The sequence below is a fragment of the Streptococcus sp. 27098_8_91 genome, assembly GCF_041432385.1.
Taxonomy (GTDB): Bacteria; Bacillota; Bacilli; order Lactobacillales; family Streptococcaceae; genus Streptococcus.
Map to the genome: position 1 here is coordinate 309221 of NZ_JAPVZN010000001.1, position 15319 is coordinate 324539.

The following is a 15319-nucleotide window of genomic DNA, read 5'->3' on the forward strand; positions in this document are numbered from 1 at the left end:
CGAAAAATAGGTAGAATTCACCCTTTCACCGTCTAACCTTAGCTGCCTCTCTGGACCGCTTTAAAGGTTTTTTACTATTCTATTATTTAAAGCTGTACTTGTCAAGTAAAAAACAGTAATTGAACTTGTAGAAAACAGGACTCATCATCAAGTCAACAGAATCATCTCAAGCTTAACGACTCTGTGATTGTTGAGTTGTTTGATTTTGATTACCCTGTTCCTCTTGTTTTTTCTTTTCTTCCTCCTGCTTTTTCTTCTCCTCTTCTTTGGCCTTGATTCTTTCGTCCTCAAGTGCCTTATCCGCCAAACTATAACTATAGATCCCAACTTCCATATCAATACCACTTGGTACTGTCAATTGAGGTTTAATCTTACTGTAGTAAGGCAATTTTTTACCTAGTTCTGATAGAGGAACCAAAACTTCATCCGTATCATACATGGTAATCTTAAGCATATCACTAGTTACACTAGTTGGAGCCAATTCAATCGTTTTGATCGCTTGCTTAATCTCTGGGCTGATTTCAGCCAGTTGTTCAATCAAGGTTTTGACTTGCTGTTCATCGTTGAAGAGAACAGATAGATAGGTTTCTGGAAGACTGACTAGGCTAACTGGACTAGTTTCCACCGTCCCACTAGAAAGAATCGGATAATGGTCCTCTCCAGAAACATAATAGGCTACAATCCCGTATTCCTTGACCTGGATGGTGAAATTGGTCGGAAATTGATAGTGAATGCTAGCAGATTCAATCCAGTGATTGGACTTAATCATCTCAGCATGTTTGTCTTTATTGAGAAGTAGACTAAAGGTATAGTCACTATCACGAATCCCTGAAGCCTCTTTGATTTGGTCTGCATTGGTCTCTACCGTACCAGTAACCTGTATGTTTTTCAGAGTTGAGTATGGCGTCAAAAGATAGATGGAAAAGATCAAGACAAGCAAACTTGGGATTAGAATCGTAACAGCACGCCAGATATGAACACTTGGAATAGAAGGATTAGCAATCTTTTTCTTAGACTTAGATCTCTTTTCTTCTACTTTTGTTTCTTCAGATGTTTCGTCCTCTTCTTCTACTTGTTCTGTCTCAGTAGTTTCCTCCTCATTCTCAGGAGAGGACTGGTCTTCTGCACTCTCCTTCTGCTCTTCAGGATTAGAATCTGAGGTCTCTTCTGCCTCAGTATCTTCAGATAAGTCTGACTCTTGTTCTTCCTTTGTCTCTTCTTCAGCCTTTTTGCGCAGATATTCACGGTTCTGCTTCTGCCACTCTGATAAGGTGGTTTCTTCTTCCAGAGTTTTTGCAACTTCTTTTTTATTGGTATCTGCTTGGGCCTTTTCTTTGGCTAGTTGGGCCTCTTCTTCAGCTTTTTTTTGAAGATATTCTTGATTTCGTTTTTGCCACTCTGACAATTCCTTGCCTTGAGTTGGCTCTTGTTTCTTATCCTTTGACATCGATTTTCCTTATGATAGATCTTTTTTTAGTAGCGCATAAAAATCCGCCACAGATTTTAATTCATGAGAATTCTTCATCGTGATCTGGTAGTCTTCTTTGTGGTTCAAAAGCTTGCTTACTTTTTCTTCTAAAGTAGACAAGGTCAAATCGCTCTCTTGCAACTCCTCTGCATAGCCTTTTTTCACAAAGTAAGCTGCATTTTCAATCTGATCTCCACGGCTAGCTTCACGCCCTAGAGGGACAATGATATGCAATTTAGCCATGGCCAACAGTTCAAAAATCGTATTGGCACCACCACGAGTGATGACCACATCAGCCTGATTCATGAGTGGTTGATAGAGTTCCGTCACATAGTCAACACGGTAGAGGTTTGAACTTAGTTCATTTAAGCTAGCATCCCCTGTTAGGTTGATGATATTATAACGACTAGTCAGCTCTTCCTTATGGTCTGTAACTAATTGGTTAAAGACACGCGCACCAGCAGAACCTCCGACGAAAAGAAGGGTTGGTAGTTTGCTATCAAAATATGTTCTGATGTCCACCATTTCCTCAGGTTCTTCAATAACAGGTCCAGAAACCTTGGTCACGGCTCCTACATGCTCTACCTTAGTGAGGCTAGACGCTTGCTCAAAAGTAGAGTACATTTTAGTCGCAAATTTATAGGCGATTTTATTGGCCAAGCCCATAGAGAGGTCAGACTCGTGGATAAAGACAGGTACTCTGCATACTCGAGCTGCGATAACAGGCGGAACAGATACAAATCCCCCCTTAGAAAAGAGGGCTTGTGGACGAACTCGAAGCATGATAAAGAGCGATTGAAGAATTCCAAAAGCAACCTTAAAGACGTCAACCATGTTTTGCCATGAGAAATAACGACGTAATTTCCCAGTTGCAATAGAATGGAAGGTGACATCTAAACCTGACTTGAGAATTTCATGATGCTCAATCCCATTTTTATCACCAATATAGTGGACTTCCCAGCCATCTTCGATGAACTTAGGCATTAACAAAAGGTTGAGGGTAACGTGTCCAACCGTTCCCCCACCAGTAAATACTATTTTTTTCATATTATCCCTTTAACTCCGCTACAGTGTCGATGAAAAGATCTCCACGTACTTCAAAGTTGGCATACATATCCCAGCTTGCATTGGCAGGACTGAGGAGAACCACATCTCCTTTTTCTGCAAGTTCATAAGCCTTGCGAGTTGCATCCGCTATGTCCGTTGCATCCACATAAGCCACACCAGCCTTATCCGCTGCACGTTTGACACGCTCTGCAGACTGACCGAGGATGACCATTTCCTTGAGTCCTTTAATATCCGGCACTAATTCATCAAACTCATTTCCACGGTCCAAACCACCAGCAATCAGGACGACCTTACTATTGTCAAATCCAGACAAGGCTTTTTGAGTTGCCAAGATATTGGTTGACTTACTATCGTTGTAGAATTTCACCCCATTGATTTGGTCTACAAATTGGAGACGGTGTTTGACACCGCCAAAGGCTGACAAGGTTTCCTTGATGATTTCATTGTCCACACCACGAAGTTTAGCTACAGCAATGGTTGCAAGAGCATTCTCCACATTGTGGCTACCTGGAACACCGATTTCATCAGCTGCCATGACTTTTTCACCACGGAAGTAGAGAAGACCATCTTCAAGATAAGCACCGTCAACCTTTTCAAGGGTTGAGAATGGTACTACAGTCGCATTTGTCTTTGTCGCAAGCTCTTTAGCTAATTCCTGGTTGAAGTTCAATACTAGGTAATCAGTTGCTGTCATATTGCTTTGGATATTCCACTTAGCTTCAACATAAGATTCAAAAGAACCGTGATAGTCGATATGTGTTGGCATCAGGTTCGTAATAACGGCAATTTCAGGATGGAATTCCTGGATTCCCATTAATTGGAAAGAAGAAAGTTCCATGACAAGGGTATCCTTATCTGTTGCAGTCTGAGCTACCTGGCTTGCGGGATAACCGATGTTACCTGATAAGAGGCCATTTTGCCCAGCTGCAGTCAGAACTTCTCCAATCATAGTTGTCGTCGTTGTCTTACCATTTGAACCAGTAATACCGACGATTGGTGCTTCTGAAATCAAGTAGGCCAACTCAACCTCTGTCAAGACTGGAATGCCTTTTTCTAGTGCTTTTTCAATCATAGGATTGCTATAAGGAATACCAGGGTTTTTCACCATGAGGGCAAAATCTTCATCTAATAATTCCAAAGGATGGCCACCAGTTACAACCTTGATGCCCTCTTCCAAGAGACTTTGCGCAGCTGGATTTTCCTCAAAAGGCTTGCCATCATTCACCGTTACAATGGCACCCAACTTGTCCAAGAGACGAGCTGCTGACTCACCTGATTTAGCCAAACCTAGGACTAATACTTTCTTATTTTCAAATTGATCAATTCGTTTCATATCTAGAACTCCATTTCTACTCTTACTATTTTACCATTTTTATGAAAATAAAAAAGCCACAAAGGGCTTTCTTATTTGTTTTTGTCCTCTACCAATTATTCTACAGACTTGAGAGCTTCTAACATATCCACCTTTCGGAGATAATGATTGACAAAAACTCCTAGGATGGTCAAAATGACACTAACGGCTAGAACTGGGATGAGATAAACTTCCCAGCCGACCTTCGGTTGAAAACGGAAGGTACCGGGTGCGATCATCTGAATGAGAAATTGATGGAGATAAAAGCCTGATACCAATCCTACAATCATTCCAATTAGTGACAATAGGATGGTTTCCCGATAGATGTAAAAGGTAACTTCTTTGTTATGAAAACCAAGAACCTTGATGGTTGAGAGTTCCCGAATCCGTTCAGCAACATTGATATTGGTCAAATTATAGAGAATCACGATGGCTAGTAGCACCGATACCAGCACCAAAATCGCCATGGTATGATTCAGAGAATTAGCAAAACTTTCAAAGAGCTGAATGGTTGAGGCATTTTGAACGAGGCCACTGACAGCAGCTAGATCCATAAATTCTCCTGCGATGGTTTTAGTATTCCCTTCACTTTTATCCTTGAGTTGGACCAGATAGGTGTTCATCTTGGGAGCTTGACCGTAAATTTTTTCATAGGTCGCCTGATTCATATAAACAAAATGGCCTACGTAGTGTTCGGTAATGGCTCCAACCTTAAAGGTTTTCCCATCTATTGTAAAGTTGTCACCAAGGGAAACTCCTGCCAACTTGGCTAATTTTTCAGTCAGAACAAGTCCGTTAGCTAAGCTCAGTTTTTCCCCATTTTTTTCTAAATGGACAAAGGGATCCAGGTCATCTTGATCCGTTACCATCATGGTCACGGTTTGAACACCTGCCTTGCCAGCATACTTTTCCTCAACCTGTTTGGAAGAAATTAAACGATAGTTTTCAACTTCATCACTCTGCAATTTTTCTTCTAGCTTTGCCTTATCAGAATCTGAGGCTCGAGAATTGACAGAGAGAATCATCTGATATTGTTGCAGATCCTTAAACTGCCTGTCAGCAACTCCTACCACAGAGGATTGAATACCAAGCCCTGCAAAGAGGAGGGCTACTGAACCTGCAACCCCAAAAATGGTCATCAGCATGCGTTGTTTGTAACGGAAAATATTGCGGGCAGTTACCTTTTGGGTAAAGCTCAAATGAGACCAGACAAAGGTTATACGCTCCAAGAGAATCTTTGAGCCCTTGACTGGTGGCTTGGGTAGTAATAATTGTGCTGCTTCTTCATGCAATTCTCTGCGAGATACAAGGTAGGCAGGTAGGACACTAGCTACTAAGCTTAGTCCCAAAGCCAAGCAACTATAGGTCCAGTAGAAATACTGCTGACTTTCTCCAACGATCATTCGCTCAGTAATGATATGCGAAATAGTAGGTGCTAGGATGTAGTGACCAAGCAAAATTCCTAGAAGGGTTCCAAGAGTTCCAGCAACCAGACCGTAAATCACAAACTTAGCAATGATATCCTTGCTATGGTAGCCTAAAGCCTTAAAGATACCAGCATTGGTCCTTTCCTCGTCTACAAATCGTGTCATGGTGGTAAAGGTAACCATGGCTGCAACGGCATAGAGAACAACTGGAAAGATATTCCCTACGGCACGAATACTCATAGCCGAGTTACTATACATAAGGTAACCTTGGCCAGTAGGAGAACTCTTGCGATTGTAGACATGATAGGTTGGCGCTGTCAGAGCATTGACCTCATCCTGACTGGTCTGCCACTTAGCCTTTTCACTCGCCAGATCTGTTTCGGCTTGACTCAGCTTTTCCTTTTCTTGCTTTAGTTGTTCTTTTGCTTCTTCTAACTGACTAGATGCTTGACTTTTTTGTGGTTCTGGTAGTTGGCTCACTTGATTTTCTTGAGCTTGTAAACGCGTTTCGACTTCCTGCAGGCGTTTCTTGCCAGCTGTCAAGTTGCTTTCAGCCTCGTCTAGCTGTTTCTTGCCCTCATCAAGGGACTCTTGAGCGTCCTTTTTCATTTTCTCTAGTCGCGCTTGTCCATTATCAGCAACTAGTTCCTTGAGAGTTGCCTCTTCTTCCTCTAGCTTCTTTTCGTAATCACTAGAGAAGGGATTGACATTTGTTAAACTAGCAAAACGCAGGCGGGCAATCGTGTAAACAGAGCTCTTGAAATTTGCTTCAGTTACGACACCATAGGCTGCTAAGTTCCCATTACCACTGGCTGAACTCCCCATATCCGTTTTTGAGAAAATATCTGGAGAGTGGACGAAGCCTGTAATGGTATAACTATCCCGCTTCAACTGAGAATTGCTGCCCTTCTTTTGACTCAACTGAATGACTTGACCAATCTGATAACGGTCTTTCCAAAAGTCCGCCAAGGCCAATTCATCTTCTTTTTCAGGCAAACGACCTTCCGTTACTTGAAATTTTGAAATCTTTTCAGTATTTGAAAAGATTCGTATGGCATCTTCACTATTTGCCAGAGTCAAATCTGTCATATAACCAAACTCAACATCTGCTCCCGTATTGTTTTGCAATTCTTCCTGGTCTGCCTGATCTAGACCATAATCTGCTATCACGGTCATATCTGCCGCATTAGTTTCTTTCAGATAAGCCCAAGCTGTTCGCTCCATATTAGGACTAGCAACCTTGAGACCAACCACGGCTAAAGAACCTAACATCATCAGAGTTAGGATGGATAAAAACCGTCCCTTTGAACCTGTGAAAGACTGGAGCAGGTCTTTCCAATATGTCTTTCTTTTCATCTTAGTACTCCAAATCATCAATATCCTGTGGTTGAGGATTGAGGACAACACTCTTGACACTGGCATCATGCATCTGAATCACCCGATCAGCTATTGGAGCTAGGGAGGCATTATGGGTCACAATGATGACGGTAGCCCCCTTCTTACGTGACATATCTTGAAGAATCTTTAGAACCTGCTTACCAGTCTGGTAGTCCAAAGCTCCCGTTGGTTCATCACAAAGGAGAATTTTAGGATTTTTTGCCACCGCTCGAGCAATGGATACCCGTTGTTGCTCACCGCCTGACAGCTGAGCTGGAAAGTTATTAAGACGATGCCCTAAGCCTACATCCTTGAGAACCTGCTCAGGATCCAAGGCATCAGCAACAATTTCTGAAGCTAGCTCAACATTTTCCTTGGCAGTCAAGTTAGAAACCAAATTGTAAAACTGAAAGACAAAGCCAACGTCATCTCTACGATAGTTGGTTCTCTGATGGGAGGTATAGTCAGAAATGTTAGTCCCATCAATCCAGACTTGCCCTTCATCGTTTGTATCCATACCACCAAGAATATTTAAAACGGTTGACTTCCCTGCACCAGATGCCCCAAGGATAATGACTAGTTCTCCCTTTTCAATCTCGAAGTTGACATCTCGATTGGCTACGATTTCTGTATCACCAGTATGATACCTCTTATAGCTATTTTTCATTTCAATATAAGCCATCCTATCTCCTCCTCTTCTCCTACTATTTTCACCTTTATTATAACTCTTTTGAGGAGATAAAGAAAGCTTATCCCTGTAGACTTTAAAGAGATTTTCAAAGTCCTCAGATGCGCTGAATCCAATTCAGTATATCCATTCCTTACTCACCATGCTTCTGAGACAAGTCTACTTAGCTTGCTCTCTATTTTTAATCGAATATCATCTCTGATTTTCTTTTAGCAATTGATGTGTGAGCAAAAATAGCGAACAAGACCAGATTCTGTTTATCAGAAAACTAGTTTTGTCCGCTTTTTATATTCGAGATTAGTCTCTTGATCCAATCTCTATGACTTAGATGCTTTTACATCATCTTATTCGTCGTCTTTTTTCTTTCCCATAGCAAACATACCAAGAAGTGCTCCTACAACACCAACGGCTGCAAGGCCAGCATTTTCTTTAGTGCCTGTCTCTGGGAGTTTGTATTGATGACTTGCAGGTGCTTGGTAGGTCTTATCTTGTGACATAGCAAGAGCTATTTGTGACTGCTCATCTTTGAATTCTGGAACCTCATGGATAGCTCCTTCTGATCCATTGACACCACCTGTGTATGCTGGAACTTGGTGAATAGTCCCTTCTCCACCAGAAACGCCACCAGTGAACTCAGGTACTTCATGAACAGTTGCTTCTGCTCCATTCACACCACCTGTGTATTCTGGGATTTCCACTACTGGTGCTGCTTCATCGCCTACTGTACCAATAGCTCCTGTGTATTCTGGAACTTCATGAACAGCTGCTTCGACTGCGTTAACGCCACCCTTGAATTCTGGGACTTCTACTACTGGTGCTGCTTCATCACCTACTGTGCCAATAGCTCCTGTGTATTCTGGAACTTCATGAACAGCTGCTTCGACACCATTTACTCCACCAGTAAACTCTGGGACTTCTACTACTGGAGCTGGCTCGTCACCTGCTGTGCCAATAGCTTCAGTGTATTCTGGAACTTCTACTACTGGTGCTGCTTCATCGCCTGCTGTGCCAATAGCTTCAGTGTATTCTGGAACTTCTACTACTGGAGCTGGATCGTCGCCTGCTGTGCCAATTGCTCCTGTGTACTCTGGAACTTCTACTACCGGAGCTGGATCGTCACCTGCTGTTCCAATTGCTCCTGTGTATTCTGGAGCTTCTACTACTGGAGCTGGCTCGTCGCCTGCTGTTCCAATTGCTCCTGTGTACTCTGGAACTTCTACTACCGGAGCTGGCTCGTCACCTGCTGTTCCAATTGCTCCTGTGTATTCTGGAGCTTCATGAACAGCTGCTTCTGCTCCATTGACACCGCCTGTAAATTCTGGAACTTCATGGATAGCTGGATCTGTTTTACCAGATACTTCTTTCTTAGTTCCGACTAAGACAATCTCATCTTGCGGTGCTTCAATAGTTTCGCGAAGTTTTTCAGTACGGCTTCCATCTAGTGCTACTTCAGTCAGGATACGTTCTTTACCTTCACGACCTGCTTGACTCACACGAATTTCACCTTCTGCTAGAGTTGGATCTTCTTTCTTCACTGTCTTGAAGCTGAGAGCTTCTTCAACAACTTCAAGGCTAGGAAGTTCTTCCTGAACTGCTGGGGCAACTTTTCCAGTTTCAACCTTTTCTTTGGTCAACTGGATACGGTATTCCTTGACGTGTTTACCACTTTCTGAAACGAGACGTACCAAGACTGGGAGTTTATCATCACCACTATCAACAACTGTCGCCGCTACGTTTTCACCAGCTTCCACTGTCACTTTAGGACGGTTTCCACTATAGGTTACTTGGTAGTCAGCACGATCTTCTGAGAAGTCAGCAAGCTCTTTACCATCTACTAGAAGTTTAGAAGCTGTATTGTCTTTTGGTGCTTCACTTGGTGCGATAAAGGCCATTTCAGTGATAGCCACACCCTTCTTGTCTGCTTTTCTGTCCATGCGCCATCTCATAGCTTTAGCTTTGACTGGTGCAAAGGTTACATGGATGTCAGTTCCTGCTTGAACTTCTTGATCCGCACGGTATTCAACTTTCTCCCAGTTAGAAGGAGTGTTGAATGGATGTTCTGGATCGTATGGTTGGTAGTTAGAGTAATATTCTGGTGAATCAAATTCTGGTCCCACATAGCGTTCTAGAACGAGTTTAGAAGGTGCATCTGTTCCACCATCTGCAAAGAAGCGAATGCTTCCTTCAGCTACTGTACGTTCAACAATCTTACCATTTTCTCTGAAGATAACCCCTACTGAAACTTCTGGATTTTCAGATGGAGTTGGAGACCAGTTGGTCCAACGACGGCTTTCATCATCAGAACCATCATTGACATAGTCCACACGGTCACGAGAGTTTGGATCAATATCGTTAGTTGCTGAGGCAAATGAGCGGTTGCTGTCATCATCGAAGTCTGGGTTGTCTGATAGGTTTTCACCGAGTTTATCAGTCACACGTACAGCCACTTCAGCAGTTAAATCAGTACCCAAAACGCGACCATGAACTGTAAATTCACCTGCTTTTGTTAGATCTTCTGCTGGGACTGCTTCCCAATCAACAGCCAAGTCTTTCACTTCATAGTCAGATTTTCCTGTGAAGTAGACAGGAACTTTTGCTGGTAGCTCAAGGGTTTGTCCTTTAGCAACCAAGCGAGAGGATTTGGCAACAGCAACAGGTTTACTTGCGAGCAAATCTTTATCATTTGTGAAGTGTAGACGATATTCACCCAGGATATCACCGTTTTCAGCCTTGACAACAACACGAACTGGATCTCCTTCACCTACGCTTGGTACAACTGTTGCAATACCATTTTCAGTGACACTTGCTGTTACAGTTGGAGCTTTTCCTTGGCTTGCTTCTAGATAGTAGTCAGTCAAGCCTGGGTTAAAGTTTGGCAAATCTTTTCCATCTACTTGGATTTGTGCTTGAGCTTTCTTAGCTGCTGCTACCTGTTTAGAGAAGATTTGCATTTCTGTAATAGAAGTACCCCATTTACCATCTGGTCGAACCATGCGGATACGAACTGCGTAAGTGTTGACTTTATCAAAGCTAAAGTGGGTCATTTCTCCAGCTCTGATTTGATCTGGAGCCTTGAGATTTGTTACTTCTTTCCAGTTTTTATCGTCATTAAAGACATGGTCTTCGCGTGCTACGAAGCTTGGATTCTTAGGAACTGTTGGAGTTGCTGAACCGACATAGTATTCGATGACATAGGATTTAGGTGCACCAACACCGTGGTCTTCGTGGAAGGCGACATTGAGGTTATCCACTGAACGTTTAGACATGATACCAGAGTCACCAAAGAGAATCCCTACGGATGCTTCACTTGTACGGTTCCAGTTTGTCCAGCGGTTTGCTGGTTGGTTGTTATATGAAATTAGTTTGTCATTGACATTGGCTACTGGGTCACTTGGATTTGAGTCTGATGCAAAGGCAAGTGGCAATTCTGAACCAGTCCACTGGTCAGAAATATTTGCACCAGTTTCTGTCTGAGCAGACACACGAACATGAAGTTTAGTTGGTAGTTGAGTACCTTCGACATGTCCTGTCACAGTAAACTTGCCTTCTTGTGCGTATTGGCTTGGTTCAATTGCGTCCCAAGTTACTTTAGCTGAAGAGACTTGGCCATTTGAGTGGTAAGTACGAACGCTCTCTGGTAGTTGAGGAGCTTCTGCAACTGGAGTTGTTACGCTCACTTCTTCGACAGCAATAATACCTTCTACAGATACCTTAGCATGTGCTTCTTTCTCAATTCCTTCAACTTTACCTAGGACTTCAAAACTATGGTATTTAGCAAGATCTTCCTTAGCAACTGCTTGCCAAGTCACCTTGTGAACCTTCGGAAATCCTTTGTCATACTCTACAGTTACAGTAGCAGGTAGACTTGGTTCTTGGTTCAAACCTGTCACGACACTAACTGGACGGATGGCTTGGACAACTTTGCTTTCAGTATTTGCTTGAATGTTCAAGTCAATCTGACCTTCTGCTCCTTCAAATTGAGCTTTCAGAGTTACTTGACCAGGTTTATGCAATTCAAGCATACCTTTACGAACAGCTACATCTCCTTCACCTGTAGTGGAGAAGGTAACCTTATCAGCTTTCAAGACTGCTTGTGTACCGTCTTGATAGTGAGCCAAGACCTTGATACCGACAGTTTGGTCTTCTTTCAAAGTAGCTGCATTTTCAACTTCTAGGCTCAAACGTTCAATTTGTGGAGCTTCTTGTAGGAATTGGATAGCATAGGTTTGTAGTGGGCCACCATCGTTTGGTTGAACATGGATGCTTGCACGCATACCATTTGCTTCATTAGCTTGAATAACTGTCACTTGAGCATTTTCAGCTGTAGCTTTGACCTCTGGCAAGGCTGCTCCATAAGCAAGCTTGTAATATTTTACAGGTTGGTCTGTTGAAAGACCTTCAACCGCTTGATCTGCTACAGTTACACTTGGAACTACTGGATTAGCAGCTTCCCCTTCTGCAACTACCAAGGTCGCAGCGATTTCTTCATCTTCTAAAATACCTTTTGCTGGGATGCGAGAGCCTGGGATTGCTAGTTTAGCTTGGTCTTCAGCTGCAATTTCCCACTTATTAACATCATAGCTTGCTACAGTACCATCTGACAATACGTAGGAAACAGATTTGTCAACTGAATTTAGGTCTGTATTTGGAGCGATTCTCTTAACGACAGGCAGTTCTGCTTCGAGAGCCAAGACTTCAACACGCGCTTCGACGTTTCGTCCATCTGCTACACCTTTAACAGTCACAATTCCTGGTTCATTGACATCAACTGCTGACCATTCTACTGGAAGTTTTGTACGGCTACCATCACTGTAGATAAATGCAACCTTCTTAGGCATTTTCGGTGCTTGACCGATAACAGTACGGACTTTAGCAACTTCTGTACCCAAAACTGTTTTTTCAGCTTGGTCTTTCTTACCTGTGAAGATAGTAGTTTGATCAGATTTCAAGAGATCAGAATGAGCAGTCAAGGTAAATTTACCAGCTTGCTCAGTTGATTTGACAATGACAACACCCTTACCATTGAAAGCTTTACGAACCCATGAACCGTCAGCTTGCTCTTTGTAACGTTCACGGCTTGCTTGTTCACCGTTATCCACACCGACAATCTGACCTTGGCCATGTAATTGGAAGCGTACAAGATTATTAGCAGTTGGTACTACATTGCCATCACGGTCTACAATTTCGTAGTAGATATAAGTGAGGTCTTTTCCATCAGCTGCGATAGCATTTTCTTCTTTGACTAGGCGAACACCCGCAGGCTCACCAGCAGTCGTAACCTTATCACGAGCGATTTCATTACCAGCCTCATCACGAGCTACTGCTTCCAAGGTTCCAGGTTGATAAGCAACCTTCCACTCAAGGTAAAGTTCCTTGGCATTGGCACCTTCTTGGTAAGTACGGCCGTCACTAGTTTGTTTCTTGTTAAAGGTTTTCTTACCTAGAGACTCGCCATTCAAGAACAGTTCCACACTGGCAGCATTTGAAAATGCACGAACAGGAATCTTACCATCTGCGTCAGCTACATTTGCTTTTAGACTAGAATCTTCCCAGTTCCAGTGAGGAAGCAGGTGAACCATTGGTTTCTTCTGAGCAGAAACCCATTGGCTTTGGTACAAGTAATAGTCATTCTTAGGAATTCCAGCTGTATCTACGATACCAAAGTAAGAACTCTTAACTGGTGTGTTGTTTTGGTTGTGCCATGGAGTAGGCTCACCGATATAGTCAGTACCTGTCCAGATAAACTGACCAGCATAGCCAGCATTGTCACGGTCAAAAGTCCACGATGCAGTGGCTGTTTTACCCCAACCAACACGGTCATTACCGTAGTCTGACTGCTCATAGTGTCGGTAAGCTTGGTTGCTATGAACTAGCTCACTTTCTGGACGGAAATAGCTACCACGAGTACGAGTTGCTGAAGAAGTTTCTGAACCATAAATCAACCAATTTGGATGCTTCGCACGAAGCTTCTTGTAGTTGTCTTCTGAATAGTTAAATCCAACCGCATCAAGTTCGTTCGCAATCTTTTCATGATCACCACTACCATCACCAAAACGGAACTTGTCTGCTCCCATAGTGACATAGCGTGTCTTATCAACAGCCTTGATCACTTGCACCAAACGTTTAACCGTTGCTAGAGAACGAGCTTTTCCGTCTGCTTCACCGATTTCATTACCGATAGACCACATGACGATAGCAGGGTTGTTCTTGCCTCTTTCGACCATTGTACGTAGGTCAAAGTCAGACCATTTTTCACCTTTTTTAGCATCTGGGTGAGTGGCGTCTTTGTCAAAGAAACGTCCGTAGTCATACTGTTTCTTCCCACCGTACCAAGTATCGAAGGCTTCTTCTTGCACCAACAAACCAAGCTCGGCAGCGATCTGCAACGTTTGCTCACTAGCTGGGTTGTGGGTTGTACGGATAGAGTTCACACCCATATCCTTCATTTGTTTCAGACGACGGTATTCTGCCTTATAATTTTCTTCAGCCCCTAGAGCTCCGTGATCGTGGTGAAGAGAAACTCCATGGAATTTAATGCGTTCACCATTCAAAGAGAAGCCTTCATTTGGTGTCCAGTTATAGTAACGGTAACCAAACAAGTCCTTCTTAGCATCGACCAATTGACCATCACGATAAACACGAGTCACCAACTCATAAAGGGCAGGCTTGTCATTAAGAACTGTCCAAAGTTTTGGTTTCTCAACTTGTAAAATAGCATTTAGGCTAGTTGATTGATGAGCTTTCAAGACTTGGCTATCTGTACGAACTACGTCCGTTACAGCCTGGCCATTTCGTTCAATAATTTGGTATTCAGCAACAATTTCATGATCTTTGTCATCTGTATTGACAATCTTACTTGTTACATGAGTATCAACCTTACCATTTTGTTGTTTTTCAAGGTCTGGTGTTAAGATAGTTGTTCCGTTTTTCTCAGCATGAACCTTATCTGTGACTTGAAGGGTAACATCGCGGTAAATACCACTTCCTGAGTACCAACGGCTACTTGGTTGTTTGTTGACCGCATGTACAGCCACAACATTCTCACGACCATCTTTATTGAGATAATCAGTGATGTCATAAGAGAATTGGTTGTAACCATTTGGATAGTGACCAACTAGCTGACCGTTTACATAGACTTGCGAATCCATATAAACTCCATCAAAGACCAGGCGAACATTCTTGTTAAGGTCTTTTTCATCAAGTTTAAAGGTCTTGCGATACCAAGCATCACCACCATTGAGTTGTCCACCCTCATTTTGGGCAGGAGAATCATGATCGAAGTCATTGTAGATACTCCAGTCATGAGGAAGGTCTAATTTCTTCCAGCTTGATACATCTGCATCTGGTTTGATAGCGTCTTTGGCATTAGCATTGAGTTTAAAATGCCAGTTTTGGTTAAATTCTACTTTACGGTCCTCAACCAATTGATTTACCTCCTCACTAGTAGCCGGTTTTAGGTCCGGTTTTTCCGTTTGAGAAGATTGATCTTGAGTAATTGCTTGAGGTTTCTTATCTAAGATGGAATCCACTTTTTTATCAGAATCTGATTGTACAGTTTGGTCGTCCTGTGCCTTTTCAACCGCATGAGCTGGTGTAGCAACTTCACTTGCAGCTGATTCAGTTGATGCTGGCTGTTCTGGACTTCTTGTTTCACCAAGTTCCTCTTTATGAGAATCATCCGCTACTTTTTCTGCAGCAACTGCAATTGGAGTTTCATCAGCTGAAACTGGGTTTGCACCAGCTACACTTGCTCCAAATAAGACTGAGCAAGTACCGATGACTACAGAGCAAGTTCCAACGGTAAATTTTCGGATACTGTACACTCTTTTTCGATTCCAATGATCTTTTCTCATAAGATCCTCCTTATATTCGTAACCGCTTCCAATTTTATGTAAGCGCTCTACTTTTTCAGTAGTATTTTGCTTCTATTTTATAAAATA

The 15319-nt window shown here is 42.7% G+C and carries 6 protein-coding genes; all 6 read right to left on the reverse strand.

Annotated features, from left to right (window positions below):
• Positions 1–172: 172 nt before the first annotated feature.
• On the reverse strand, positions 173–1447 hold the full coding sequence (locus O3611_RS01485) for a cell division protein FtsQ/DivIB (RefSeq protein ID WP_248034755.1): 1275 nt from the start codon (positions 1445–1447) through the stop codon (positions 173–175).
• Positions 1448–1456: 9 nt separating this feature from the next.
• The gene (locus O3611_RS01490) at positions 1457–2515 is read right to left on the reverse strand and encodes a UDP-N-acetylglucosamine--N-acetylmuramyl-(pentapeptide) pyrophosphoryl-undecaprenol N-acetylglucosamine transferase (RefSeq protein ID WP_371607584.1); all 1059 of its coding nucleotides are present in this window, start codon (positions 2513–2515) and stop codon (positions 1457–1459) included.
• Between the two features lies 1 nt (position 2516).
• Positions 2517–3869 carry a UDP-N-acetylmuramoyl-L-alanine--D-glutamate ligase gene (gene murD / locus O3611_RS01495; RefSeq protein WP_371607585.1) on the reverse strand — a complete coding sequence of 451 codons (1353 nt, stop codon included), beginning with the start codon at positions 3867–3869 and terminating at the stop codon, positions 2517–2519.
• A 95-nt stretch (positions 3870–3964) separates the two neighbouring features.
• On the reverse strand, positions 3965–6670 hold the full coding sequence (locus O3611_RS01500; protein WP_371607586.1) for an FtsX-like permease family protein: 2706 nt from the start codon (positions 6668–6670) through the stop codon (positions 3965–3967).
• 1 nt (position 6671) lies between these two features.
• Positions 6672–7373 (reverse strand): ABC transporter ATP-binding protein, encoded by a 702-nt coding sequence (locus O3611_RS01505; protein ID WP_371607587.1) that lies wholly within the window; start codon positions 7371–7373, stop codon positions 6672–6674.
• A gap of 350 nt (positions 7374–7723) precedes the next feature.
• Positions 7724–15232, reverse strand: coding sequence for an SIALI-17 repeat-containing surface protein (locus O3611_RS01510; protein WP_371607588.1), 7509 nt, complete (start codon positions 15230–15232; stop codon positions 7724–7726).
• Positions 15233–15319: the final 87 nt, after the last annotated feature.